The following is a 23,227-nucleotide window of genomic DNA, read 5'->3' on the forward strand; positions in this document are numbered from 1 at the left end:
GATATTCATTTGTTCTTAATATGATTCTATTCGCTTCGGCCTTGGACATCAATAGTGCAAACCGCCTATATATCCCCCGTATAAAAAAAGAGAAGGCGTTAAAGCGTCTTCTCTACATCTTCAATGGCTATCGCACGATCCTTTAAAACATGCACACTGTACTTCACATAGCCTGGCCGGTCTTCCCCGTCTAAGCCCATACTGTCAATCTCAATGTTTTCATAATGGTAGCCGCTCAATAACTTTTTCACCACTTTTGCCTGGTCATAGACCTGCCTCCGGCCGTCCCGGCCTGAATTCAAGGTAACTGTAACAGCGATCGGTTCTGTTTGCTTCAGTTTTTTCCAATTTGTATTGACATCATAGCTTCCTGATAGAGAAACTTGGACGTCAATTACGTTTTTCAGCTTTTTTTCAAGCTCTCTCTTGATCTCATTTGAGGCTTCTTTGCTTATTCTGGCTCTCGTCTTTTCCTGTCTGGCTTCTTTGATGCCATCGTTTGTGACAGCCGGGTGCAATCCGCCTTTCACGCTGAAAATGTACTCATCATTCCGCTCATCTGACACACGAAAAAGGTATTCAGCAAACTTGAAATTATAGGAGCTCCCTTTCATATTTAAGGTTTCACCGGCGTGTGCTTCCTGCAAGTATGCCGATAGCTTTTGTTCAGCCAGCGCGCGGCTGAACGGATTTCCGTAAAAGGCGTTATACACATAACAACCTGTCACAAGAATCAACAACGAGAGACCAGTAATGATGGCTTTCTTTTTCAATTCAATCAACTCTTTCCAAATTCTCGCGTCCCGTCCATTATGAAGGAGAATTCGGACATTAGGCAAGCTCTTTCTGCTTCGTCTCCGTCCCCAAAAAGAAGATCGCCGCGACAGCCGCAATAACGGCGACGCAGAAGATCAAAAAGATCATTGAAATCTCTGTTCCCCGGGCGACGAGATAGCCGACAAGAAGCGGGCCCAGGATGCCGCCGATTCGGCCAAAGCCGGCTGCCATTCCTGCGCCGGTCCCCCTGATTGATGTCGGGTATTGTTCAGGCGTATAAGCATAAAGCGCGCCCCAGGCACCAAGGTTGAAAAACGATAAAAACATACCTGACGCAAGCAGAAGCGCCAGCGATTCAGCCGATCCGAAGAAGTAGGCGCTGACAGCCGTCCCTAACAAGTAGACGGTAAGCACCATTTTCCGGCCGGCTTTTTCAATCAGCCATGCCGCGGAGAAATAGCCGGGCAGTTGAGCCAGCGTCATGATCAAGACGTACTCAAAGCTCTGGATCATGCTGAATCCTTTCATCACCATGACGCTCGGCAGCCAAAGAAACATGCCGTAGTAGGAAAAGACAACGCAAAACCAGACAATCCACAGCATGGCCGTAGGCCGGGCATATTTGCGGGACCAGACGTTTTTCACATTTTCCACGACGGTCGGCTTCCTTTCCTGCGCAAGCTTCTCATATTTCGGAGAATCCGGCAGGGCGATCCGCAAATATAAGGCGTAAATAGCCGGTATCGCGGTTATTAATAAAGCAACCTGCCAGCCGTAGGCCGGAATAATAAAATACGAAATGAGCGCTGCGGCCAGCCAGCCGAATGCCCAGAAACTTTCGAGCAGGACGACGACTCTTCCCCTCCGCTCCGGCGCAACCGTTTCGGATACGAGTGTAGATGCGACTGGAAGCTCTCCGCCAAGCCCCATACCAACGAAAAAGCGCAGGACTAAAAATGCCCACAATGTCGTCGTCAAAGCGGATAACCCGCTGCCGATCGAGAAAAACAGCAGCGTAATCATAAAAACGTATTTTCTTCCGACACGGTCAGCCAAAAGGCCAAAGACAAACGCCCCGACTGCCATGCCGATTGAGTTGACGCTGCCGATCCAGCTCATCTCCTGCGGCGTCAACTTCCATTCCACGTGCAAAGCGGCGATAATAAACGATAATATGCCAACGTCCATAGCATCAAAAAGCCAGCCGAGACCGGCGATGCCAAGCAGTCTGCGCTCTGAAACAGGACGGTTCTTCTTCATACTCACTACACCTCTTTACTCTCTTAGCAGTTTACATGAGTATTAGTTTACACCTGTCTTTACACTTTTGTCACGAAGAAAATGAGGCGCCGTCTATTTCAGTTTAATGAATATGATGCTTGTGAAACTTTTCTTTTTGGTGCTTCAACTTTGGCAGAAACCCGTTTTCCCGCTCTTTTTCATAGCGCTTCTCAATATGAGATTTGATTTCTTTTCCTCTTTCCTGATCAAGGATTCCGAACTCCACATACTTATTGATCAGCTGTTTTTTCTTTTCCATAATGTCCTTTTGCAAAGAAGCCAGTTCATTTTTTTGCTTGTCGGTCAACTCTTGATAAACGCGTGTTTCCCCGTAGGCAGAAGACATGACAGCCGTACATGACAGCGGAATGAAGAGAAGCAGGCAAACGCACAGTTTGCGCATCATGCAACATCCTTTCTGATCTATGATTCATTCTATTTTTATCTGTTTTGCGGAGTTTATGCATAAAAAAAAGCCGCTTGGTAAAGCGGCTTCAGATTGTTGACAAAATCCCAAAACGACTTTTAGTTTTGGGATTTTGTCATCCTTTCAGCGTGATTGAAAACCCTTGCAGTCTAGGAAGGCCGAGCATCGGAGCGGAGCGAATGTTGGAATTCGTGAGCACCGACGCGCAGGCCTGACAACGAATGCGAGGGTTTGTCGACACGCTGAAGCCGCTTGGTAAAGCGGCTGGGCTTCCTATCAAGCCTGCAGCGATTTCCGCGCAGTATATTCATCAATGCGCGCTAATGCGTCTTTCATGTCCATGCAGTTGCTGAAGCTTTCATCAATTTTTTGAATACCTTCCTGATACTTTCCGTCAGTGAGTACTTGTTCTGCTGCATCTCTTAATCTTTCAGCATTGACCTCTTCTGTAAACAGCGGATATCCAGCATTCAGTTCTTTCAGGCGCTGGGCGATCATCGGCTGATCTTTATCATGCGGAAGCACGACCATCGGGACACGGTAATGAATGCCTTCATTGACGCTGTTCATGCCGCCGTGGGTGATGAACACATCGGCTTCTTTAAGCACCTCTAATTGCGGCACATACGGTGCAATGATAAAATGCTCCGGCACTTCTTTTATATCCGCGTAGTTCGACTTTTCGCCGGCGGCGATGACAACCTTGCCGTCGAAATCACGGAATGCATCGATGCACATATTGAAAAAATCCTCAGTTTTACCAAGTACGGTTCCCATTGAAATATAAATGACTTTCTCATTCTTTAACGATTCTATCGGAAAATCGGTCTTGTCCAGGCGCTTCGGAAAACGCGGACCGATAAACAGCACATCATCCCCAAAACGGTCGCTTTCAGGCTGAAAATACCGGCTTGTATACACAACCGTCAACTCCGCCTGATTGCTCATAAACTGTCCTGTATGCCTAGGTGAGACGCCGTACTTTTCTTTCAGTTCACTAAGCATGTCTTCACATTCTTTGTCCAAGTGCAGCTCCGCGCCTGAATCCGGATGCAGCGGCAGAATCTTCATATGTTCTTGTCCGAAGAGAAATGAAGCCGACGAAGCGATTCCCGGAATGTTCAAATAATCCCTGACCAATTCACCTGCACCGAATGTGTCATAATACACGGCATCGAACGAAATGCTTTTGGACAGCTCTTTTACAATGTCTAAAATATACAGCGAGGTTTTGAGATGAATTTTTAAAAATTCAAGAAGGCCGGACGGTGAATTCGGATCAATATGCGCGTTTCTTACCAGATCTTTGTACAAATGGACGGTAGCCCCGACGCCCTCCAGCCTGTCTTTATACTTTTCTGTTGAAAGATAGTGCACATTGTCGCCTCTGTCAGCAAATGCTTTGGTGATCCCTAATGTAGGATTGACATGCCCTTCCGCCGGAAAATTGACGATTAAAATATTTTTCATGATTAAAACTCCTTTTTATCCTTTTTGAAACGGGTTGACATCAATTCAGCGCCTGATTAGACTGGTGTTAGTTACTACTAACTATCATAAAATGGGGGTATACACCTTTGCAAGAGACGAACGAACGGATCATATCTGCTGCTTTAGACTTAATGCAAAAATACGGTTTCAAGTCGGTGACGGTAAAGGATATCGCGCTCCATTCAGGCGTCAGCGAGATGACGGTCTATCGCCACTTCAACACAAAGCTCGGACTTTTGGAAGCGGCCGTTCAGCAATTTTCTTATATACCAGCCTTTCAGCGCGTATTTGAAAATGATATCACTTGGAACCTGGAGAATGACTTAACATTGATTGCAGAATCGTATTTGCTTCATATGGAAAAAAACAAGCCCCTCTACCTTATCGCTGTTCAAGACGGCGGAAGGATGACTGATCTTTTCGGTTCTCTGTTAAAGCATATGGAAGAACTCCTTCGTTATTTAACAGACTACTTTCAAACGATGCAGGACAAAAGCCTGATGAAAAAGGGAGATGCGGATTCACAGGCCTTCGCTTTTCTGTCATCTTTATACGGATACTTCTCTTCTGGCGCATTGGCTGACGGCCGGTTTCAAAAAGTCGCTAAAGACACTTATATTAAACAGATAACCGCCGCTTTCTGCGGCGGTTTGCACATCTGATCAAACCTTTCAGACTGAAGGATGGATCGCTACTCATTTAGCTCCTCAACATCCTTCAGCCTGGTATCCGTATTTTTTTCAAAGAAGGTGCTGTATTTGACATAGCCGGTCTCGTCGTCTTTGATATCTTCCCCCTCAAAAATGTTGGCATTAATCGTCACGCTTTCATAGTCGTACCTTTCTTCATTCAACAGGCGCTGAATCTTTTGCGCCGTTTTGTATACGTCTTTTCGGTCGGCATTTGCGGCATCAAGTAAAATATGAATCTCCATCGGCCGCTCTAAGCGGAGGCTTTTCTCCCATTTTGCGTCCTCTTTCAGCTTTCCTTTTAATACTTCCACATGCACGTCAACGTCTTTCAGATGGTTTATGCTTTTCGATAAAAACGTTTTGATTTCTTTTCCGGCTTCTTCTCCAAGCCGCTCCATCAGCGGTTCGTTGAGGTTCTCTTCATAGATACCGTCCGTGTGTACTTCTGGTTGAACAAACCCTCTCAAAGAAAACAGATAGGGATCTTTGCGCTTTTGATCTCCGGTATCAGTAACTTCAAATACATATTCGGCGAACTTGAAATGATAGAGTCCGCTGTCGATCCGCAAGTCTTTTTCGGGATAGCGGTCAGTCAAATAATGCTCAAGCGCCGTTTGAGACAGCTTCTTGCTTACGGGATTTCCGTTGAAGGCGTTGTATGTGGCAAGCACAAAGGAAACGAGCAGCACAATCAATACGCTATATAAGATTTTCTTTTCCATCTTTTTCAGCTTTAAGAACAGCCATCCGATCATCATCCCGGCCGCGGCGAAAAAACAGTGAATAACTGCAAGCATGAAAGCGCCAAAGACGGCATACAGCAGGTGCTCCACAACCCCTGTACCGTCGGCTGCATCCCATCCGGCCAGAATATCCCCGATCCCCCACATGAAAATCGGCGCAAAGGAGAGGAGTATCACGAGTTTCATATCCCGGTAAAACAGGTACACCGCAAGCCCAAGCACGGCATACCACAAAATAAAGCCGAAGCTCTCATTTAACAGGGATGTGTGAATCGCGAGAAAAAACGAAATGGCTGTAAACATCAATTGGTACAAGGAGAGCTTCCGATTGATGTTTTTAAACATTTGACTTTCATGAACAGACGATTCAATATGTTCTTTCGGAAGCTCGGCCTTCGTCATCTTCAAAAGCCTCTGAAGCTCTTCATCGTTTTCGGCCGCTTCCTCAATCCATTCAGCCGTCTCTTTGCTTAACAGCCCCTCATGGTATAAAGGAAGCAAATCTTTGAATACACTGCGTTCCTTATCCTTCATCATACCCCTCCATTTCTTGCTGCAGCTTGAGCTTCGCTCTGTGAAACCCGACCCTGGCACCGTTTTCGGTTTTGCCTGTGAGCATGCCGATTTCTTTAAATGACAATTCTCCGTAGATACGGAGGGTGACAATTTCCTTTGAAGTCTCATCAAGCCGGTTGATTTCTTCGAGAAGCCGCCGCTCTTTTTCGGTTTTCAGGAGGTGTTCTTCAGGAGATAAGCAAGCCGCTTTCTCATGCTGAATCGTGTTTGTCCCGGCGTTTGACGCTCCTGAACGATAGTGTTTTTTCAACACATTTTTAGCAATCGCAAACACCCATGTTTTAATTGTCGACTTTCCCGAAAATGTATGATAGCCTTTCACAGCCTGATAAAATACTTCCTGTGTTAAATCTTCCGCCGTTTCTTTATGGAATGTCTTGATGTAGAAAAAGGCATAAACGGAAGGCTGAATACTCTTGTAGACTTCCTCAAGCTTCATAAAGCCCCTCCCCGGCTGGGCATGCCGCTATTTTTCCATTCACTTATTAGTACCGCTGAACTTCTTTTTGTTACAAAAAATCGCATAAAAAAAGAGACAAAAATGAATATTTCATTTTTGCCTCCGGATATCCCATCCGCCAAACAAATGTCTTCCAGATCAGGCCCTGCCCTTATTTAGACAAACCTACCAGCGATTTTAAAAAACTCACTTTCTCGTCAGCTGTTTTCAGGTTCACTAAGCTCCCGGCCTTCATCGACAGCCGCTTTCAGCGCCTGCAGCATATAGCCGATTCCCCGGTATCCCGCCAGCGGGTAAGTGATCTGCTGGCGGCTGCCAAACACGTTCCTCAAAACAGGCCTGTATTTTTTTCCGCCGAGCATGACGATTTCGTCATAATCCATCAGGTTTTTCCGTTTACCTTGAGCCTTCAGTTCATCATCCGCCATAATCTCCGGGTGGCGCATCCCGAATGTGACATCATAGTTTTCAGGAACGATATCTTCTGGCTTTAAAAACCCGTGTTTTGCTGAAAGAATCACCCAATCCGCAAAAAACGTCTGCGCATATGCGCGGCACGCCCGATGAAACGGGCTCAGATAGACATCTTTTGCGGCGGACGGGCCGATGCCAGGATCAACATCCCAGATTTTTTTCGCCCCGCACGGGATGATGCAGAGTCTTTTCATCATGTATCCCCCTTTTGGTTCCGCTAAAAAACGCCTTTGAAAAGGCGTTTTATTTCAGCTTCAGCGATACGACCGATTCGACGTGCGCCGTCTGCGGAAACATATCGACAGGCTGAATGTATTCGACATGGTAATCCTTCGCCAAGTACTGCAAATCTTTCGCAAGTGTTGACGGATTGCATGAGACATAAACGAACCGTTTCGGCTTAACCTGCCTGATCGTATCAAGGAAGGTGCGGTCACAGCCTGTTCTCGGCGGATCGACGATGACGACATCCGGCCTGAAGCCTTCTTTTGTCCATTTCGGCAGCCAGTGCTCCGCCGTCCCTGTGACATAGCGCGCATTTTCGATTCCGTGCTTTTTGGCGTTTTGGTTGGCGTCATCGATCGATTCTTTAATGACGTCCATGCCGCGGATTTCTTTTGCCCCGTCGGCGATCCACATTCCGATCGTGCCGACGCCGCAATAGGCGTCGACGACTTTTTCGCGCCCGCTCAGTTTCGCCGCTTTTTTCACTTCGTCATACAGCTTGACCGTCTGGATCGGATTAAGCTGAAAAAAAGCGCGGGCACTCAGCTCAAATGAAACCTCGCCGAGAAATTCCTGAATGACCATATTGCCGGCTAAGAGCCTTGTATCCTCGCCGAAGACAACCGATGTCTTGGCTTTGTTTACGTTTTGAATCACGGAGGTCACTTCAGGCAGTCGCTTTTTGATTTCTTCTGCAATGAGCTCCTTGCGCGGCAGATTTTCTTTTGACGTGACAAGGACAACCTGCACTTCCCCCGTCTCAAAGCCGACCCTCGTCACGATCGTGCGGACGTCGCCCGTGCGCTTCCGTTCGTTGTAGACGGAAATGCCGAAGTCTTCAAGAATCTGCTTGACGGTTTGCGTCGTTGTGTTCGTCGCCGGATGCTGAACAATGCATTCCGTAATCGGGACAAGACGGTGCGAGTCAAGGCCGTACAGCCCGGCCACCATCTTGCCGTTTTTCGAAAGCCCGAGCTGAAACTGGCTTTTATTCCGGTAGTGCCACGGGTTTTCCATGCCGATCGTCGGCCTGATGTCCATTTTGCCGATGTCAAAACGGGTGTGCCGTTCGAGCGATTGAATGACGATGTCCCGTTTTCCTTTCAGCTGCTCTTCATAAGCCAGATGCTGGAGCTGGCAGCCCCCGCATTGCTCATAGATGATGCAGGGCGGCTTGACGCGGTGCTCTGAACGCTTGCGCACCTTTTTGACCCGCCCTTCGGAAAATTTCGGATGAACCTTTGTCGCCTCGACGACAACTTCTTCACCAGGCAGTGCGCCGGGGACGAAGACGACTTTTTTCTTGAAGTAGCCGACGCCTTCGCCGTTGATGCCGAGGCGCTTGATCGTCAGCGGAAATTGCTGTCCGACTTTTAATTCTGCTGATGATCCTTTTTTATCACGTTTCACTGATGTTCTCTCCATTTCTACTCAATGCTCCTCCATAAATACAAGGAAGCATAGCTTAAATAAGGGTGCCATTCTTTGCTCATTTCAAGCATTTGTTCTTTTGTCGGTTTATCGTTTAAGCCAAAATGGCATTTGATGGCGTTTTGGATGCCGATATCGGCGGCCGGAAACAGATTGGGGCGACCCAGTCCGAACAGCAGAACGTTTTGGACGGTCCACGGGCCGATGCCTCTTATTTTCACCAGCTTTTCCATAATATCTTCATCTGATAATTGATCAAGCTCATCAAGATTTAAACGGCCGTCTGCGATCATTCTTGATGTATCGATGACGTATTCAGCCTTCCGCATGCTGAACTGAAGTTCGCGCAAGTCGTTATAGTCGAGCTGTGCAATCGTTTCGGGAAGCGGATAAAACCAGACCCCGTCCTTTTGCTCTCCATAAGTGTGAACGAACCGCTCTGTGAGCGTATAAGCAAAAGACAGATTAAGCTGCTGGTGGATCATGCATTTCATCAAGCAATGATACAAATGAAAATCGAGCACCAGCGGCGTTCCGGCATGCTCTGCGAAAATTGATGACAAGCTTGATTGTGAAAAGTGATCCAGTACAGGCTGAAGATTTTCCTCCCATCTGAAGATCCGTTTCACTTCTTTCATCATGGCGTCTCGATCGTCTGTACCGCTGACGGCAAACGCCGGGGCTTCGACAGTTCCCGTCGCCTGCACAGCGACAATCCGGGGCTCTTTGTTTTGATTGCGGAGCGGCAGCTTGACCTCCCTTTTGTCGAGGTTGACCGCATTGAGCGGATCAAGCGAAAGCCTGTCCAAGACGCGGTCAAAATGATACGGCGGTGATACGCTTACAGTTTCCTTCCACATCGCTTCCCATCCCTTTTTCTTCTTTGTCCACAGTATACCATGTTTCAAATTCTCTTAAAAAAGAACAACATTTTATTTTTTCACCGAATGAATCACAGGGCATCGCAGCATCCTATGGAAGCGGAGGGGTGCCGATGATTAAACATTTTGCGATGACAAAGGACGGAAAACTTTTATCTACCGACATCAAAGCAGAAAGGCTGACAGATCAAGATATTGAGTGGTACTGGACGGACTTCGATCAGCCTTCGGATGAAGAAGTCTCTTTACTCAAAAGCCATTTTCACTTTCACCCTTTAGCAGTTGAGGACTGCGTTCATCATTTGCAGCGTCCGAAGCTTGATCAATACGAAGAATATCTTTTTTTCGTCATACACGCGTTGAATCAAAGGACGCTGGCGTCTGAAGAAGTTGACTTATTCGTTGGAAAAGATTTTATCGTCACATTTCACTTTCATCGTTCAGACGGTATTGAAAAAGTAAGAAGACAGCTTTCGGAAAACAGCGAGTTGTGGAAAAAAGGACCGAGCCATATCGCCTATATGGTCATGGATCAGCTTGTTGACGAATATTTCCCGATTCTTTACAAAATAGAAGACCGCCTCAATGAAATTGCTGAAAGCGACAGCAGAAAAACGTATGGAACGCTGATGAATGAAGTGTTTGATATCCGGAGCGACCTTCTAAAGCTTAGGAAAACAATCATTCCGATGCGGGATTTGCTTTACCGGATTTTAAACATTGAAATCTCAAAAGAAAACCGCGAACGAAAAGCGTATTACAGCGACATTTACGACCACCTCTTGAAGCTGACCGAAATCGTCGAAAACAACCGCGACATGACCGCCGATTTAAGGGACAGCTACCAGACGCTCAACTCCAACCGGATGAACGCCATTATGATGACGCTGACGATCGTCTCAACGATTTTTATTCCGCTCACCTTCATTGCCGGAGTGTACGGCATGAACTTTGACAACATGCCTGAACTGCATTGGCGCTACGGCTATTTTTTCATCCTCGTCATGATGGGAGCCGTTGTCGCCGGCATGATCTTCTGGTTCCGGCATAAAGGATGGTTTGACATTTTCAAGTAAAACCGGAAACCTTTTTCCTCTCTGTTCGACTATTTCTATAACTGAGGGGGGAAAGAAATGAAGGTACATACAGGGCTTGCCGGCATCTTCTTGATCGTTCTCGGCTTGTTGATTAGCGCCGAAAATCATCAAAGCGTGTCTGCTGCAGACGCGCTTTCGGACTTTTTCAGACTGCCTGTCCGCAATTTAGTGGTTCTGATCTGCATGTTGATGCTCATCATCGGCTTCATTATGGCGTGGCGCCATTATTATGGAGTACCGTGGATCCGCTTTAAGCTGTTTTTGTTTATTATCGGCATTTCAGTATTTTACCCGCTGGTCACAGAACAGCTGATGCTCTTTCAAAAATGGAATGCACAAGGCGATGATGCCGTGGAATATATGAAAAAGAGAAGCACTTGCAGCTATCAGAGCGATATGGAGGAAGGAAACATGGACTGTGAGGTGAAAGTGAACAATTACGGAAAAAAGACCGAACGCATCCAGCTCATCCCTGATATAACGAGCGAATTTGACTTTCAGCCGGAAGAGCTGGAACTGTCTCCGCATTCACAAGAGACGTACAGCGTCACCTTTAAGGCTCCGGGAAATGAGGATGTGTATGAATCAGGGATAGAAGAAGAGCCGAGGATGAAGGTTGAAGTGGTGAAATGAGCGACTTCACTCGAGTCAAGCAGCACGCTTTTGGAAACTTTTAAAAATATTACATGGAAGAGAAGCTTTAGAAGTAAAAGGTATACAGAAAAAACGAACTGCAAACAGCCGCTTCACAAACTAATAGACAAACCTCAAAGAAAAAAGCCGCTCCTTCACGGAAGCGGCTTTTCGTCTATTAATCGCGATAAGATTCTGCAATCGCGTTGGCGGCGACGATCGAATTGTAGACATCGTCAGGGGTGACTGGGAACGGCATGTTGCCCATTGTGTCGCCTTCTGCGCAAGCGCTTTGAGCGACTTGGCGCCATTCTTCTTCGATAAATTCGTCGACTCCGAGGTCTTTTAATGTCAACGGCAGACCGACGCCTTTGATAAAGTCAATGACGGTCTCCAGCTCTTCGGCCGGCGCGTTTTCAAGAACGAGCTGTGCCAAAAGGCCGAACGTGACTTTTTCGCCGTGCTGAGCTCTGTGCAGAGAAGGAACGGCTGTCATTCCATTGTGGATCGCATGTGCGGCGGCAAGACCGCCTGATTCGGCGCCGACGCCGCTTAAATAGATGGTCGCTTCTATTGTGTCTTCAACGGCTCGTGTAGAAACGCCATGCTTGATCGCCTGCATCGCTTTTACGCCGTTTTCCAATAGCGTATCGTAGCAAAGGCGGGCAAGTCCCAATCCAGTTGTTGAAGGCTTCATCAGCACGAGGTTGTCGCCGTTTGCTTTAAAGCAGGCGCGCGCTTCAAAATACGTCGCCAAGGCGTCTCCGATACCGGCTGCGAAAAAGCGCGGCGGCGCGGATGCCAAAATGTCAGAATCCGCGAGAACGACATCTGGGTTCGTCGGCAAAAACAGATATCGGTCAAACGATCCGTCATGTTTATAAATGACAGCAAGGGCCGTACATGGAGCATCTGTTGAAGCAATTGTCGGGAAAATCACAACCGGCAGCTTCTCGTAATAAGCGGTGGCCTTTGCTGTATCAAGCGTTTTTCCCCCGCCGATCCCAACGATGATATTAGCGCCTGCATTGCGTGCAAGCTCCCGGTTACGATCGATTTCTTCCTGTGTGCATTCGTAATTGAATTTTTCAAAAACAGCTTGATTGCCGGCTTTCTGAATCGAATTCCCCGCTTCTTTTTGAGCGCGTTCTAAAATGAATTCATCGCAAATGATATATGCGTGATCACCATAATCTTCAATGTAATCGTTCAAGTTCTCAAGGAGTCGTTTTCCTGTAATAAATTTTTTAGGCGATGTGACTGATTTTACTAATTTTGACATGGTAATTCCCCCTTCACTATCAATGATATACCTATTTTCTTTTTAAATCTAGTAATATATGTATATAGAATGGATTTTTATTCTATGGAATTGACTAGGGGAAATAAAAGAGCCTGAACCATCAACTTTTCCGCTCAAAGCAAAAACCCCGTCTCAGCGTCCGGGGCATTTCTTTCAAAAGGGCTTTAGCATCATAGATTTTTCAAACATCAGGTCATCAAGGCTTTTAAATGTATAGCCTTCTTTTTTTAAGTCGGTGATCGCCTGATCAAGCGCTTCGGCATTGTCTTTCGAGACGGTGTGAAGCAAATAGACGGCGCCGGGATGGGCCTGTTTCATCATATTGTCGTACGCATAGCGCCACCCTTTTTGGGCATTGATTTTCCAATCGACAAAAGCAACAGACCAGAATACCGTTTGATAACCGAGCTTTTTCGTTTCTTCAAGCACCCGCTCGCTGAAAACGCCCCGAGGCGGCCTCAGGTAGAGGTTGTTTTTTTTGCCTGTGATTTTGTAAACCTCCTCATCGACCGATTCCAATTCCTCTTGTATCACGCGGCTTGTTTTCGTCGTGAGATCCGGATGGTGATAGGAATGATTCCCGATGATATGTCCTTCCTCGGCCATTCGCTTGATCAGCTCCGGCTGATCTTTGACAAAATGGCCCGTTACAAAAAAGGCAGCTTTGACGTTTTGTTTTTTCAGAACATCAAGCACCTTAGGGGTGTAGCCATTTTCATAGCCGTTATCAAAGGTCAGATAGATCGTTTTTTCCTTTGTGTTGCCCAAATAAAAGGCGTCGTACTGCTGCAAAAGGCTGTTCAGCTCTTGTCCCGCATCTGCCGGCTGATGGTTTTTGCTTTTTGAAAAGCCCCAATGGATCGCCTTGTTGGAAATCGCTTCAGCATTGCCGCTGAAGGCCAGCATCAGCAGGAATCCGCAGCATAAGGCATAGAATCGTTTCATCATCTTCTCGCTCCCAGTTTTATTTTTTCTTATTGTGCAGAAGGGCTGGGCTTTTCATACCAAGCAACACTTGGAAAACAAAAAAACCGCGGCAAAGAATGCGGCGGTTTTATTTCCAGTCTTTTTTAAAGCGCTCGTATTTGGCTTCCAAGTCGTCGAGCATGCTGATCAGTCTGTCAATATCTTCAAGGTCGGTCGATTCCGGGTCTAAAGAATCGATGACTGACATAAACATATCCAATCTGTTTTTTAAATAATTGACTTGCTGTTCTTTGTCATGTACTGCGTTACCCATGATTCTCCTCCTTTTGTTCCTTTATCGTAGCCTATAAACGGCCTTTTTTCAATCATCCATGACTTGCACGCCTCAAGGATCAGGTCTAAAATGAATAGTTGGGCTATATTAGTATGTCCTATCATAAAGGAGTTAGATATGTCATGACAGAAAAAACGCAGGTTCGTCCGATTACCCCGGAATATGATCCGTGGGAAGCCTACATGGACGTTGACCAATATGGAGATGTACAGCTGACGAACGTTGAATTTACGACGACGACTCTTTGCAATATGCGCTGCGAGCACTGCGCCGTCGGGTATACGCTCCAGACGAAGGACCCGGACGCGCTGCCCGTCAGCCTTCTGTTGAAACGGCTTGATGAGATTCCCCGCCTTCGTTCTTTAAGCATTACGGGCGGCGAGCCGATGCTTTCATTAAAATCCGTAAAGGAATATGTCGTTCCTTTATTAAAATACGCTCATGAACGCGGCGTGCGGACGCAGATCAACTCAAACTTGACGCTCGATATCGGGCGCTACGAGCTGATCATCCCCTACCTTGATGTGCTTCATATTTCCCACAACTGGGGAACAGTCGAAGACTTTGCAGAAATCGGCTTCGCCATGATGGATAAAAAGCCGACGTTTGCCCAGCGGGCGCGCTATTTCGAAAAAATGATCGAAAACAGCCGGACGCTTGTTGATGAAGGGGTTATGGTCTCCGCCGAGACGATGCTCAACAAACGGACGCTTCCTCACATCGAGCATATTCACCGGCAAATTGTCGAAGACATGAAATGCCAGCGCCATGAGGTTCACCCGATGTATCCGAGCGATTTTGCAAGCGCGCTTGAATCTTTAAGCTTACAAGACATGAGGAAAGCGATCCACCGCCTTCTTGACATTCGCGACGAAAATACGTGGATGCTGTTCGGCACCCTGCCGTTTTACGCGTGCAGCCCTGATCCTGAAGACCACGCTCTTTTACAGCGGCTGCGCGAAGCGAAAAATGTCACGGTCAGAAACGACCCTGACGGCAGATCGCGCCTGAACGTCAATATTTTTGACGGCAATATCATCGTGACCGATTTCGGAGATACTCCGCCGCTCGGCAACATTCAAACCGACAGCCTGCCAAGCGCCTATGCGAAGTGGAGAAAAACAGAGCTTGCCAAGGAGCTCAACTGCCACTGCCCGCACGTCCGATGCCTCGGGCCGAATGTGCTCGTCAAAAACAGCTATTATCAAGATGTTGATTTTACTTCCAGAACAGCAAGAGTATGAAAAAGCAAGCCGCAAAAGGCTTGCTTTCAGATTGTTGACAAGATCCCAAAACGACTTTTTGTTTTGGGATTTTGTCATCCTTTCAGCGTGATTGAAAACCCTTGCAGTCTAGGAAGGCCGAGCATCGGAGCGGAGCGAATGTTGGAATTCGTGAGCACCGACGCGCAGGCCTGACAACGAATGCGAGGGTTTCTCGACACGCTGAAAGCAAGCCGCAAAAGGCTTGCTTTTTTATTTCGGCTGATGGCTGAGCTGAAAGCCGAATGTGAGGTGATCCTGTACAGGAATCCAGGCGCCAATTCCTTGCGAGGTGATATTTTTGACGACCAGCTTTCTTTTGTTGCCTTTTAATACAATGTACACTTCACCGTAGGTGACCTTCCCTTTTTCATTGACGGCAGGTGCATAGGCGTGTAAATTCCCCAGCTTTTTCGGCTGCACTTTATAAATCTGATCGCGTTTTGTGCCGGCGCCGACGACTGTTTCAAAGGCGAGCGGCAGCTTTGTTTTTTCCATGGCTTCAAGCATCATCATGTTTTTGACATCGTCCGCTTTCGGGACTTTCGCTGTTAAGCCGCCTTTGATTTTGCTCGTCTGTTCCTGGGAATACGTGAGTTCGGCAGGTGCTTTCCCGCCCCGGTTGTCAAAGCGGTTTGTGTTGATTTTGCGGTATTCCCAGTTCGCAACGGTTTCATTCGAGGTATACCCGAGCGCCCATCTGCCCAAATAGATCGTCGCTCTGTAGCCGATTGCCAGCGGTGTGCCGGAAATGCTTGACTCATTCAGCATTTTGATGAGATGCGGATTTTCAATCGCGATATCGGTTGTTTTCAGCAGCTCTTCGGCCAGTTCGCTCGGCTGCAGCCTCGGCTGATCCTGGGAGGCGTTAGGGTATGTGTTCTCTTTGGAAATATTCGTGACAGAGCTTGGAATCTTGATCGGCTTGGCTGCATCTGCTTCCTGTACAGCGAAAAAACTAAAGGATAAAAACGCAGTTAGCGTAAAACACAAAAGCTTTTTCATACTATCACTCTTTCTGTTTCTTTTCCCTTATTGTTTTCCGGATGCTCTCCGTTTATCCCAATTTTTTTAAAGAAGGAAAAAACCGATTCCCATGATGATATAAGCAGCCAGCAATGTCGCGCCCTCAAACCAGTTCGTATCCCCGTCGTTTGAAATGACGATCATCAAAAGGACGGCGGAAGCCATGGCGACGAGTTCCGGCAAGGTAAAGACGAGCGGCATGCTCACTGGAAAAAACAAAGAGCTGATCACAAGAACAGGTGCGACAAACATCGCGATCTGCAGCGTTGATCCGATCGCAATTTCAACTGCGACATCCATTTTGTCCTTATAGGCCATAATGACGGCGGAAGCATGCTCTGCCGCGTTTCCGACGATCGCGACAATGATGACCCCGATGAAAAGCTCCGACCAGCCGAATTGTTCGGCCACCGTATCAAATGTGTGGACGAGGTGCTCGGAAATGTAGGCAACGGCAACGGTCGCCAAAAATAAAATCAATGTTGCCCTCTTTCCCGACCATTCCGGTTCTTCATGCGATTCTTCCCGCTCATTTTGATTCGTCTGGTAAACCCCGCGGTGGCTGACAAGCTTGAAATAAAGCGCTGCCAGGTAAAGCAAAATCATGATGATGCTGATGCCGACGCTCATCGACAGCTTCCTCGGCTCTGTCATTTCGGCTGAAAATACTTCAGGGATGACGAAAGCGACAATCACCGCGAACATGAGCAAACCTGAATTGTGTCTCGCATCATACACGTTGAATTCCTGGCGCTTATATTTCAGGCCCCCGATGAAAAACGACAGGCCGGCGACCAGAAGAAGGTTGCCGAGGACAGATCCTGTCAGCGATGCGAGCACAATGCCGGTCAGTCCTTCCCGCAACGCGAAGATCGAAATGATCAGCTCAACGGCGTTTCCGAACGTCGCATTTAAAAGGCCCCCGATCCTCGGACCCGCAATAATCGCAAGGCTTTCGGTGGCTCTTCCCATATAGCTTGCAAGCGCGATAATCGTCAGGCAGTATATGATGAACAATAAAACCTGCGGCCAATGCAACATGCTCCCTGCGACAGAAAGGGGAACTCCCGCAGCCATCATCCAAAAGAAAAAACGGCCCATTTTTCATTCCTCTTTTCTTTTTTGGTGTAGGTTATTTTTGTGCGAACTTTTCAGTTTATATACAGCATACTGATCTATTCCGCATTAACGCAGGTTTTTAAACATCAGCGAATCTGAAATGTTTCGATGATCTTGATGCTGTTTTCAACAGACCTCACCATGGCACAATTTTTCATCGCTACTTTCAGCGCCTTTTGAATTTGTTCTGCACCGAGGTTTTCTCCCTTCAATATGAAGTGAAGATGAATGCTTTTGATGCGGCCCGCCTCTTCGGAAATGCGTTCTTCTTTTGTCTCGATGGTCATATCTTTCAGCTGTATCCTTTTCTTTTCCAATATGTTATGAAGAACGGTACCGCTGCATGCCGCAATCGAAGCGGCCAGCAATTGATAAGGCCTGAATCCTGCTTCTTCATTGCCTGATATCTTAAGCTTTCCATATTCCAGATCAGCCTCAAAGCCGTTCTGATTCCACACGATTTCCATGATTCACACCTCTTTTGACAGAAAAAGAAAAATCGCCTTGCCTAAAAACTTGTGAAAGTTGTACGATCAAAGAAGGATTACGGATAAGGAGAATCGGCCGATGACTAGATTTCACTTTTTCATTCTCGTTTTGATTGTCAGTATATCAGGTTTTTCGCAAGGGATGCTCCTTCCGGTCATCTCTGTTATTTTCGAACAGGAAGGCCATTCGGCTGCGCTGAACGGTCTTCATGCGACAGGCCTCTACATCGGCGTCCTGATCGCTTCGCCGTTTATGGAAGCACCGCTTCGCAGGCTCGGTTTTAAACCGCTGATCGTCATCGGCGGGGTGATGGTGTGCGCGAGTTTGTTCGCCTTTGTTTTTATTCAGTCGTTTATCGTCTGGTTCTTTTTACGGCTCTTGATTGGAATCGGGGATCATATGCTGCACTTTTCAACGCAAACTTGGGTGACCACATTATCGTCTGAAAAAAACCGCGGCCGCAATATCTCTTTGTACGGCCTTTCGTTTGGTTTGGGATTTGCTGCCGGTCCTTTTTTAACGCCGCTTGTCAACATTGCCCCGTCATTGCCGTTTATCGTCTCAGGTGCATTCAGCCTGCTGGCGTGGCTGTTTATTTTTTGCCTTCAAAACGATTTTCCTGAGAAAAGCGGCTCTGAAAGCCGCAGCGATAACAGCTTGAAGCGCTTCGTCCAAGCCTTTCTGCTAGGATGGGTCGCGTTTTTGCCGACATTCGGCTACGGCTTTTTGGAAACCGCCCTGAACGGCAATTTTCCCGTCTACGCGCTCCGCTCGGGCATTTCCGTCGAAGGCCTATCAATTATTCTTCCGGCTTTTGCGATCGGAAGCATCGTCTTTCAGTATCCGCTCGGCGTGTTGAGCGACAAGTATGGAAGACGAAATGTGCTCCTTGTTATATTGGCTGTCGGGGCAGGCTGCTTCTTTGCGGCGGGCTTTTCCGATTCCGTCCCCTTGCTTGCGGCATGTTTTTTCATAGCCGGAATGGCTGTTGGATCAACTTTTTCACTCGGCATCAGCTTTATGGCCGACCTGCTTCCAAAACGCCTTCTCCCGGCCGGAAACTTGATGTGCGGAATCACCTTCAGCTTCGGAAGCATTTTCGGCCCGGTTGCCGGCGGCTGGTATATGCAGACATTTCATAACAGCAATCTGTTTTATTTGATTACAATCGTGATGGTGTTGATCTGGATCGGGGTGCTCTTTGGCAAAACGAAGAAAAACGGCGCTCTCGAACAATCTGAGGCGGCGCCAATGTAAAAAAGGCCGGCTGCTTACTATAGGCAGCCGGCCTTTTCGAAAACGTCAGGCAGTTTTAATGATATCCGTTTTGTCCGTTGGCGCTTCCGCTCGTTTTGTTTTTCGAACTTTGCTTTGAATTTTGTTTATTATGGCTGCCGCCTTTTTTCGTGTGTTTTGTCATGATGATCCCTCCGCTTTTGAACTCATGAAACGTTCTTTTATAGATTGCTCATTTCCGCGGATTTTCTTCAGGAATGATTTTACGTTTATGTAAAAGGGCATTGATCTCCCCTCCAAGAATAATCATCATTCCGCTTAAATAAAACCAGATCATCAGGACGATGATGCCGCCGAGGCTTCCGTATGTTGCGCTGTAGTTTGCAAATTCGCTGACGTAGTATGAAAACAGCATGCTGACGAGGATCCAGCCGGCTGTCGCTGCAACGGCTCCCGGAAGCACGAATTTAAATGACAGCCGCTTATTCGGGGCAAAAAAGTATAAAGCCGTAAAGACGACCAGCAGCACAAGCGGGCTGATTCCCCAGCGGAGCGCTGACCATGCCGCTAGAAACATTTCCGGCGTACCGTCCAGATTGGCGATGAAATGGCCGATGGCCCTCCCGAATACCGGAAGAAGAAGCGCGACCAATATGGTGAAAACCATCGCGGCGGTCAGGAGGAGTGATGTCAGCCGAACCATGATGAATGAGCGGTTTTCCTCCACTTCATAAGCATGATTAAAGGCCCTGACAATCGCGTTCAATCCGTTTGACGCAGACCAGAGCGCCGCGATGATCCCGAAAGAAAGCAGGCCCCTGTTTCCTGTATTGAGCGTCTCTTCAATAACGGACATCGTGTCTTCTGGAGCATACTGTTCAATCAGCCCGATGACATCGCCCGTTTTGACAGGCAGGTAGCCGATCAAAGTCAATAGGAAAATCATAAACGGAAACAGGGACAGCAGGAAAAAGTAGGCAAGTTCCGCCGATTTGCTCGGCCCTTCATGAAGGAAAAAACGCCAAGCCAGCTCTTTCAAAAAGCTCATTCTTTTTCCGGCTCCGTACGCCCTTTGGATTTAGCTGTGAAGTGATCCCTCGTTTCCTCGATCAAACCGATCACTTTTGGCGTCGTCTCTTTCAGTTCTTTCATCTGTTGATTTAAGAAGCTTAAATCGTCCGATATGGAAGCGGTCAGTTTTTTGGCTTCGTCCATTTTTTCTTTCACGCATTCGGTGAACATTCCGGGATTTGCGCGGTAAAGGCGGACTTTGCTTTTGCACGCGTCAAGCTTTGCGCCGCACGCTTCTCTGGTCGGTTTGTGCAGCAGTGACATAACCGCCCCGACCGAAGCGCCGAGGAGGATATTTCTGATGAAAACGCGGTCGTTTTTCATAAAAAATCTCTCCCTTCGTTTTTTTATAATTTGTGTTCTTTTCGAATGTCCTTTAGCAATTCGCTGCATCCTTTCGCGACGAGTTCGTACACCTCATCAAAGTTCCCGGTGTAGTATGGATCAGGAACATCTGCCGTCTCACAATCCTCGACATAGTCGAGCAGCCTCCGGATGACGGCTTTGCTCCCGTAGCCGGCAAGGCTTCTCACATGGCCAGCGTTTTCGGCATCCATCGCGATGATATAATCGAACGCTTCCGGGTCTTTGTCGGTAATCTGCCTCGCGTAAAGGCCTTCGCAGCTTATCTTTTTTGCAGATAGCAGCGACCGTGTGCCTTCATGAGGCGGTTTTCCGACATGCCAGTTCCCTGTCCCCGCCGAATCGGCTTCAATTCGGTCCTCCAGTCCGCTTTTTTTGAGCATGTCGTTAAATACAGCTTCTGCCATCGGAGAGCGGCAAATATTGCCGAGGCAAACAAATAGCACTTTGATCATCAAACAAGAGCCTCCTCTATTCTTTCCCCACATTTCAGAAAGAAAAAACACTTTTGCTTTTATACTAAAGATTTTTTTGTTTTTTTCAACTTTGGGAAGAAAAGATGACAATGCTATTGACAAATCTAACAAACTTTCAGAATATTCTAGTTAGACACAAAATTAAAGGGGGATATTTCGCCTATGGATTTTATTTCACATATTGTAGATACAATGAACGGTTTTTTATGGGGACCTCCGCTTTTGATCCTCATTGTTGGAACAGGTATTTATTTGACTTTCAGGCTGGCTTTTTTGCAGATCAGACTTTTGCCTTACTCATTAAAGCTTGCCTTTTCAAGACATCAGGATAAATCCTCCGAAGGCGATATTTCCCACTTTCAGGCGTTGATGACTGCCCTTGCCGCTACGGTCGGTACCGGGAATATCGTCGGTGTCGCCTCAGCTGTCATTGCCGGAGGGCCTGGCGCCGTGTTTTGGATGTGGCTCGCCGCCTTTTTCGGAATGGCCACGAAATATGCCGAAGCGGTGCTTGCTGTCAGATTCCGCGTGAAAGACAAAAACGGCGAAATGTCAGGCGGCCCGATGTATTATTTGGAACACGGCCTCAAGCAAAAGTGGCTTGGTGTGTTATTTGCCATATTCGGGGCGCTTGCCGCTTTCGGAATAGGCAATATGGTTCAGTCAAATTCTGTATCCGGAGTCATGAGCTCCACATTTTCTGTGCCTGCCTGGGTAACCGGCATCATTGTCACGATTTTTACAGCACTTGTTATTCTCGGTGGGATTAAAAGCATCGGCAAAGTCACCTCGCTGTTCGTGCCGATCATGGCTTTATTTTATGTCATCGCCGGGTTGATCATTCTTGTCACAAACTTTGAACTTGTCCCAGGCGCGGTTGGTTTAATTTTTTCTGACGCGTTTACCGGCCAGGCCGTGGCAGGAGGCGCGATCGGAACCGTGATCCGCTGGGGCGTGGCGCGGGGCGTATTTTCAAATGAAGCAGGGCTCGGCTCGGCGCCGATCGCGGCAGCCGCGGCAAAAACTGATATGCCGGCTCGCCAAGCACTTGTCTCTATGACCCAGGTTTTCATCGACACATTGATTGTCTGCTCGATTACGGGGATATCGATTGTCATGGGAAACATGTATCTGACAGAAAAAAACGATGCGCTGACATCGATGACGTTCGCACATTTTCTCGGCCCTGCGGGATCGACAATCGTTGCGATCGGACTGCTGCTGTTCGCTTATTCGACGATTTTGGGCTGGTCGTACTACGGAGAAAAATGCTTCACCTACCTGCTGAATGAAAAATATGCGATCGTCTACCGTGTCATCTTTGTGATCGCCGTCTTTTTCGGAGCGGTCTTTAAAAATGACTTTGTCTGGGCGCTGGCCGATATGCTGAACGGTCTGATGGCGATACCGAACCTGATCGGACTGCTCGGTTTGACAGGGATTGTCATCTATGAGTCCAAACAGATCCTTGCCAAAATCAAAGCCGAAAAAGCGGAAAAGCAAAAGAGCGTATCCGTTTAAACCGGAGATGCTTTTTGACAGCCGTCCTTTTCTTCTCGCTTAATTTTGTTACAATAAAGACTACAAAATCAGTGAGAAAGGATGTGCCTTCTTGTCAGAGCAGAAAACAGCCGAGCTGAACAAAATGATCGAAGAGATCTCGCAAAAACTAAACATGCTGAACATCGGCGTCATCAAAGCTGAAGCCTTCAGCAATGAAAAGCTTGAAGATCTTGAATACCTGCACAAAATGGTGATGAAAAAGAAATCTTTCAGTCCGAGCGAAATGCAGGCAATCGCAGAGGAACTGGCTGCACTCCGAAAATAAACATAAAAAAGACCGGAAATCTATTCCGGTCTTTTTCATTAGCCGAGCAGCTTCAAAGATTCGCGTGTAAACGCAGGGATGTCGTCAGGCGTTCGGCTTGTAACAAGCTGGTTCTGGCAGACGACAACTTCCTCGTCCTTAAATTGAACCCCGGCGTTTTCCAAATCGACTTGAATCGATGTGTAGCCTGTTGCACTGCGTCCGTCCAGAGCCTTGGCGGTGATTAAAAGCTGCGGGCCGTGGCAGATCGCAAACACCGGTTTTTTGTCATCCATAAAGGATTTCGCAAACGATACGAAACGCTGGTCGGCTCTGAGAATATCCGGCGAAAATCCGCCCGGAATCAACAGCGCGTCAAAATCGGCCGGGCTGACTTCATCAATGGACGCATCTGTTTCCACCTGCGCCTCGCCTTGCTTGCCTTTCAGCGTTTTGCCTTTCTCTTTTTCAATAACCGTAAGCTGGTGCCCGGCGTCTTTGAACGCTTTCGCAGGCTCGGTATACTCCGAATCCTCAAAGTAATCTGTCAGAACAACTGCAATGTTTTTGCTCATATTGATCACCCTCCCAAAAGCTTCTGTCTACATAAATCCATTTCCCCCTGC

General features: G+C 47.4%; 26 protein-coding genes. 7 read left to right on the top strand and 19 right to left on the bottom strand.

Features of this window, described 5'->3' with window-relative positions; all coding sequences use genetic code 11:
• Window positions 1-98 precede the first annotated feature (98 nt).
• From KI350_RS17685 to KI350_RS17700, 4 genes are all read right to left on the bottom strand, one after another.
• On the bottom strand, window positions 99-839 hold the full coding sequence (locus KI350_RS17685; RefSeq protein ID WP_020450589.1) for a YfjL-like protein: 741 nt from the start codon (window positions 837-839) through the stop codon (window positions 99-101).
• Complete coding sequence (locus KI350_RS17690) at window positions 832-2,037, bottom strand: MFS transporter (protein WP_065644601.1); 1,206 nt, start codon at window positions 2,035-2,037, stop codon at window positions 832-834. Before KI350_RS17690 ends, KI350_RS17685 begins: the two co-directional genes overlap by 8 nt.
• 103 nt (window positions 2,038-2,140) lie before the next feature.
• A complete protein-coding gene (locus tag KI350_RS17695) occupies window positions 2,141-2,464 on the bottom strand; it encodes a YckD family protein (RefSeq protein ID WP_236808660.1) in 324 nt (107 codons plus the stop codon).
• Between the two features lie 297 nt (window positions 2,465-2,761).
• Window positions 2,762-3,955, bottom strand: a complete 1,194-nt coding sequence (locus tag KI350_RS17700; protein WP_065644599.1) for a macrolide family glycosyltransferase — start codon at window positions 3,953-3,955, stop codon at window positions 2,762-2,764.
• A 107-nt stretch (window positions 3,956-4,062) separates the two neighbouring features.
• Here KI350_RS17700 and KI350_RS17705 point away from each other — a divergent pair, with 107 nt between their 5' ends.
• Window positions 4,063-4,638: a TetR/AcrR family transcriptional regulator gene (locus KI350_RS17705; protein ID WP_025810226.1), complete on the top strand. Its 576-nt coding sequence runs from the start codon at window positions 4,063-4,065 to the stop codon at window positions 4,636-4,638.
• 29 nt (window positions 4,639-4,667) lie between these two features.
• Here the strand turns inward: KI350_RS17705 and KI350_RS23095 are convergent, their stop codons facing one another.
• From KI350_RS23095 to KI350_RS17735, 5 genes are all read right to left on the bottom strand, one after another.
• Window positions 4,668-5,948, bottom strand: coding sequence for a YfjL-like protein (locus KI350_RS23095; RefSeq protein ID WP_236808658.1), 1,281 nt, complete (start codon window positions 5,946-5,948; stop codon window positions 4,668-4,670).
• A complete protein-coding gene (locus tag KI350_RS17720) occupies window positions 5,935-6,426 on the bottom strand; it encodes an RNA polymerase sigma factor (RefSeq protein ID WP_065644598.1) in 492 nt (163 codons plus the stop codon). The genes KI350_RS23095 and KI350_RS17720 overlap by 14 nt, the downstream gene beginning before the upstream one ends.
• A 218-nt stretch (window positions 6,427-6,644) precedes the next feature.
• Window positions 6,645-7,115, bottom strand: a complete 471-nt coding sequence (locus KI350_RS17725) for a DUF6884 domain-containing protein (protein ID WP_065644597.1) — start codon at window positions 7,113-7,115, stop codon at window positions 6,645-6,647.
• A gap of 49 nt (window positions 7,116-7,164) precedes the next feature.
• Complete coding sequence (gene rlmD / locus KI350_RS17730; protein WP_374706269.1) at window positions 7,165-8,571, bottom strand: 23S rRNA (uracil(1939)-C(5))-methyltransferase RlmD; 1,407 nt, start codon at window positions 8,569-8,571, stop codon at window positions 7,165-7,167.
• A 2-nt stretch (window positions 8,572-8,573) separates the two neighbouring features.
• On the bottom strand, window positions 8,574-9,437 hold the full coding sequence (locus tag KI350_RS17735) for a DNA-3-methyladenine glycosylase family protein (RefSeq protein ID WP_212930551.1): 864 nt from the start codon (window positions 9,435-9,437) through the stop codon (window positions 8,574-8,576).
• A 134-nt stretch (window positions 9,438-9,571) separates the two neighbouring features.
• On the opposite strand from KI350_RS17735, the gene corA reads away from it, so the two are divergent.
• A complete protein-coding gene (corA, locus tag KI350_RS17740; RefSeq protein ID WP_025810238.1) occupies window positions 9,572-10,534 on the top strand; it encodes a magnesium/cobalt transporter CorA in 963 nt (320 codons plus the stop codon).
• 57 nt (window positions 10,535-10,591) lie between these two features.
• Window positions 10,592-11,188 carry a hypothetical protein gene (locus tag KI350_RS17745; protein WP_020450577.1) on the top strand — a complete coding sequence of 199 codons (597 nt, stop codon included), beginning with the start codon at window positions 10,592-10,594 and terminating at the stop codon, window positions 11,186-11,188.
• 178 nt (window positions 11,189-11,366) lie between these two features.
• On the opposite strand, the gene KI350_RS17750 is transcribed toward KI350_RS17745, so the two are convergent.
• The 3 genes from KI350_RS17750 to KI350_RS17760 all read right to left on the bottom strand — a co-directional run bounded on the left by KI350_RS17750 (window position 11,367) and on the right by KI350_RS17760 (window position 13,731).
• On the bottom strand, window positions 11,367-12,470 hold the full coding sequence (locus tag KI350_RS17750) for a glycerol dehydrogenase (protein ID WP_025810240.1): 1,104 nt from the start codon (window positions 12,468-12,470) through the stop codon (window positions 11,367-11,369).
• A 174-nt stretch (window positions 12,471-12,644) separates the two neighbouring features.
• The gene (gene pdaA / locus KI350_RS17755) at window positions 12,645-13,436 is read right to left on the bottom strand and encodes a delta-lactam-biosynthetic de-N-acetylase (RefSeq protein ID WP_139372635.1); all 792 of its coding nucleotides are present in this window, start codon (window positions 13,434-13,436) and stop codon (window positions 12,645-12,647) included.
• A gap of 109 nt (window positions 13,437-13,545) precedes the next feature.
• Window positions 13,546-13,731 carry an SE1561 family protein gene (locus KI350_RS17760; RefSeq protein ID WP_003179806.1) on the bottom strand — a complete coding sequence of 62 codons (186 nt, stop codon included), beginning with the start codon at window positions 13,729-13,731 and terminating at the stop codon, window positions 13,546-13,548.
• Between the two features lie 143 nt (window positions 13,732-13,874).
• Between KI350_RS17760 and yfkAB the strand changes: the two genes are divergently transcribed.
• Window positions 13,875-14,996, top strand: coding sequence for a radical SAM/CxCxxxxC motif protein YfkAB (gene yfkAB / locus KI350_RS17765; protein WP_079289344.1), 1,122 nt, complete (start codon window positions 13,875-13,877; stop codon window positions 14,994-14,996).
• A gap of 231 nt (window positions 14,997-15,227) precedes the next feature.
• On the opposite strand, the gene KI350_RS17770 is transcribed toward yfkAB, so the two are convergent.
• The 3 genes from KI350_RS17770 to KI350_RS17780 all read right to left on the bottom strand — a co-directional run bounded on the left by KI350_RS17770 (window position 15,228) and on the right by KI350_RS17780 (window position 17,626).
• A complete protein-coding gene (locus KI350_RS17770; protein ID WP_020450573.1) occupies window positions 15,228-16,019 on the bottom strand; it encodes a YfkD famly protein in 792 nt (263 codons plus the stop codon).
• A 66-nt stretch (window positions 16,020-16,085) separates the two neighbouring features.
• A complete protein-coding gene (gene cax / locus KI350_RS17775) occupies window positions 16,086-17,141 on the bottom strand; it encodes a calcium/proton exchanger (protein ID WP_020450572.1) in 1,056 nt (351 codons plus the stop codon).
• 104 nt (window positions 17,142-17,245) lie between these two features.
• On the bottom strand, window positions 17,246-17,626 hold the full coding sequence (locus KI350_RS17780) for an OsmC family protein (protein ID WP_020450571.1): 381 nt from the start codon (window positions 17,624-17,626) through the stop codon (window positions 17,246-17,248).
• Window positions 17,627-17,726: 100 nt separating this feature from the next.
• Here KI350_RS17780 and KI350_RS17785 point away from each other — a divergent pair, with 100 nt between their 5' ends.
• Complete coding sequence (locus KI350_RS17785; RefSeq protein ID WP_020450570.1) at window positions 17,727-18,905, top strand: MFS transporter; 1,179 nt, start codon at window positions 17,727-17,729, stop codon at window positions 18,903-18,905.
• 211 nt (window positions 18,906-19,116) lie between these two features.
• Here the strand turns inward: KI350_RS17785 and KI350_RS17790 are convergent, their stop codons facing one another.
• From KI350_RS17790 to KI350_RS17800, 3 genes are read right to left on the bottom strand one after another with little or no spacing between them, the layout of a single operon-like run.
• Complete coding sequence (locus tag KI350_RS17790) at window positions 19,117-19,932, bottom strand: YihY/virulence factor BrkB family protein (RefSeq protein ID WP_025810247.1); 816 nt, start codon at window positions 19,930-19,932, stop codon at window positions 19,117-19,119.
• Entirely contained in the window at window positions 19,929-20,279 is a 351-nt protein-coding gene (locus KI350_RS17795) for a hypothetical protein (RefSeq protein WP_025810249.1), read from the bottom strand. The genes KI350_RS17790 and KI350_RS17795 overlap by 4 nt, the downstream gene beginning before the upstream one ends.
• A gap of 23 nt (window positions 20,280-20,302) precedes the next feature.
• Window positions 20,303-20,773, bottom strand: coding sequence for a low molecular weight protein-tyrosine-phosphatase (locus KI350_RS17800; protein ID WP_025810251.1), 471 nt, complete (start codon window positions 20,771-20,773; stop codon window positions 20,303-20,305).
• 183 nt (window positions 20,774-20,956) lie between these two features.
• Here KI350_RS17800 and KI350_RS17805 point away from each other — a divergent pair, with 183 nt between their 5' ends.
• Window positions 20,957-22,315: an alanine/glycine:cation symporter family protein gene (locus KI350_RS17805; RefSeq protein ID WP_212930552.1), complete on the top strand. Its 1,359-nt coding sequence runs from the start codon at window positions 20,957-20,959 to the stop codon at window positions 22,313-22,315.
• Window positions 22,316-22,406: 91 nt separating this feature from the next.
• Window positions 22,407-22,622 carry a DUF1128 domain-containing protein gene (locus KI350_RS17810; RefSeq protein ID WP_020450565.1) on the top strand — a complete coding sequence of 72 codons (216 nt, stop codon included), beginning with the start codon at window positions 22,407-22,409 and terminating at the stop codon, window positions 22,620-22,622.
• Window positions 22,623-22,660: 38 nt separating this feature from the next.
• Here KI350_RS17810 and KI350_RS17815 read toward each other — a convergent pair whose 3' ends face one another.
• Window positions 22,661-23,176 (bottom strand): type 1 glutamine amidotransferase domain-containing protein, encoded by a 516-nt coding sequence (locus tag KI350_RS17815; RefSeq protein WP_020450564.1) that lies wholly within the window; start codon window positions 23,174-23,176, stop codon window positions 22,661-22,663.
• Between the last annotated feature and the right edge of the window lie 51 nt (window positions 23,177-23,227).

This window comes from Bacillus sp. J41TS8, assembly GCF_018333035.1.
In the GTDB taxonomy this organism is placed as follows: Bacteria; Bacillota; Bacilli; order Bacillales; family Bacillaceae; genus Bacillus; species Bacillus paralicheniformis.

Excerpts from the sequence above, each read along its gene's own strand:
- KI350_RS23095 (WP_236808658.1), bottom strand. The coding sequence starts at position 5,948 with ATGATGAAGGATAAGGAACGCAGTGTATTCAAAGATTTGCTTCCTTTA.
- KI350_RS17725 (WP_065644597.1), bottom strand. The coding sequence starts at position 7,115 with ATGAAAAGACTCTGCATCATCCCGTGCGGGGCGAAAAAAATCTGGGAT.
- pdaA (WP_139372635.1), bottom strand. The coding sequence starts at position 13,436 with ATGAAACGATTCTATGCCTTATGCTGCGGATTCCTGCTGATGCTGGCC.
- KI350_RS17695 (WP_236808660.1), bottom strand. The coding sequence starts at position 2,464 with ATGATGCGCAAACTGTGCGTTTGCCTGCTTCTCTTCATTCCGCTGTCA.
- KI350_RS17735 (WP_212930551.1), bottom strand. The coding sequence starts at position 9,437 with ATGTGGAAGGAAACTGTAAGCGTATCACCGCCGTATCATTTTGACCGC.
- KI350_RS17780 (WP_020450571.1), bottom strand. The coding sequence starts at position 17,626 with ATGGAAATCGTGTGGAATCAGAACGGCTTTGAGGCTGATCTGGAATAT.
- KI350_RS17805 (WP_212930552.1), top strand. The coding sequence starts at position 20,957 with ATGGATTTTATTTCACATATTGTAGATACAATGAACGGTTTTTTATGG.
- KI350_RS17770 (WP_020450573.1), bottom strand. The coding sequence starts at position 16,019 with ATGAAAAAGCTTTTGTGTTTTACGCTAACTGCGTTTTTATCCTTTAGT.
- KI350_RS17795 (WP_025810249.1), bottom strand. The coding sequence starts at position 20,279 with ATGAAAAACGACCGCGTTTTCATCAGAAATATCCTCCTCGGCGCTTCG.
- KI350_RS17760 (WP_003179806.1), bottom strand. The coding sequence starts at position 13,731 with ATGGGTAACGCAGTACATGACAAAGAACAGCAAGTCAATTATTTAAAA.
- yfkAB (WP_079289344.1), top strand. The coding sequence starts at position 13,875 with ATGACAGAAAAAACGCAGGTTCGTCCGATTACCCCGGAATATGATCCG.
- KI350_RS17720 (WP_065644598.1), bottom strand. The coding sequence starts at position 6,426 with ATGAAGCTTGAGGAAGTCTACAAGAGTATTCAGCCTTCCGTTTATGCC.
- KI350_RS17750 (WP_025810240.1), bottom strand. The coding sequence starts at position 12,470 with ATGTCAAAATTAGTAAAATCAGTCACATCGCCTAAAAAATTTATTACA.
- corA (WP_025810238.1), top strand. The coding sequence starts at position 9,572 with ATGATTAAACATTTTGCGATGACAAAGGACGGAAAACTTTTATCTACC.
- KI350_RS17815 (WP_020450564.1), bottom strand. The coding sequence starts at position 23,176 with ATGAGCAAAAACATTGCAGTTGTTCTGACAGATTACTTTGAGGATTCG.
- rlmD (WP_374706269.1), bottom strand. The coding sequence starts at position 8,571 with ATGGAGAGAACATCAGTGAAACGTGATAAAAAAGGATCATCAGCAGAA.
- KI350_RS17700 (WP_065644599.1), bottom strand. The coding sequence starts at position 3,955 with ATGAAAAATATTTTAATCGTCAATTTTCCGGCGGAAGGGCATGTCAAT.
- KI350_RS17690 (WP_065644601.1), bottom strand. The coding sequence starts at position 2,037 with ATGAAGAAGAACCGTCCTGTTTCAGAGCGCAGACTGCTTGGCATCGCC.
- KI350_RS17785 (WP_020450570.1), top strand. The coding sequence starts at position 17,727 with ATGACTAGATTTCACTTTTTCATTCTCGTTTTGATTGTCAGTATATCA.
- cax (WP_020450572.1), bottom strand. The coding sequence starts at position 17,141 with ATGGGCCGTTTTTTCTTTTGGATGATGGCTGCGGGAGTTCCCCTTTCT.
- KI350_RS17790 (WP_025810247.1), bottom strand. The coding sequence starts at position 19,932 with ATGAGCTTTTTGAAAGAGCTGGCTTGGCGTTTTTTCCTTCATGAAGGG.
- KI350_RS17745 (WP_020450577.1), top strand. The coding sequence starts at position 10,592 with ATGAAGGTACATACAGGGCTTGCCGGCATCTTCTTGATCGTTCTCGGC.
- KI350_RS17800 (WP_025810251.1), bottom strand. The coding sequence starts at position 20,773 with ATGATCAAAGTGCTATTTGTTTGCCTCGGCAATATTTGCCGCTCTCCG.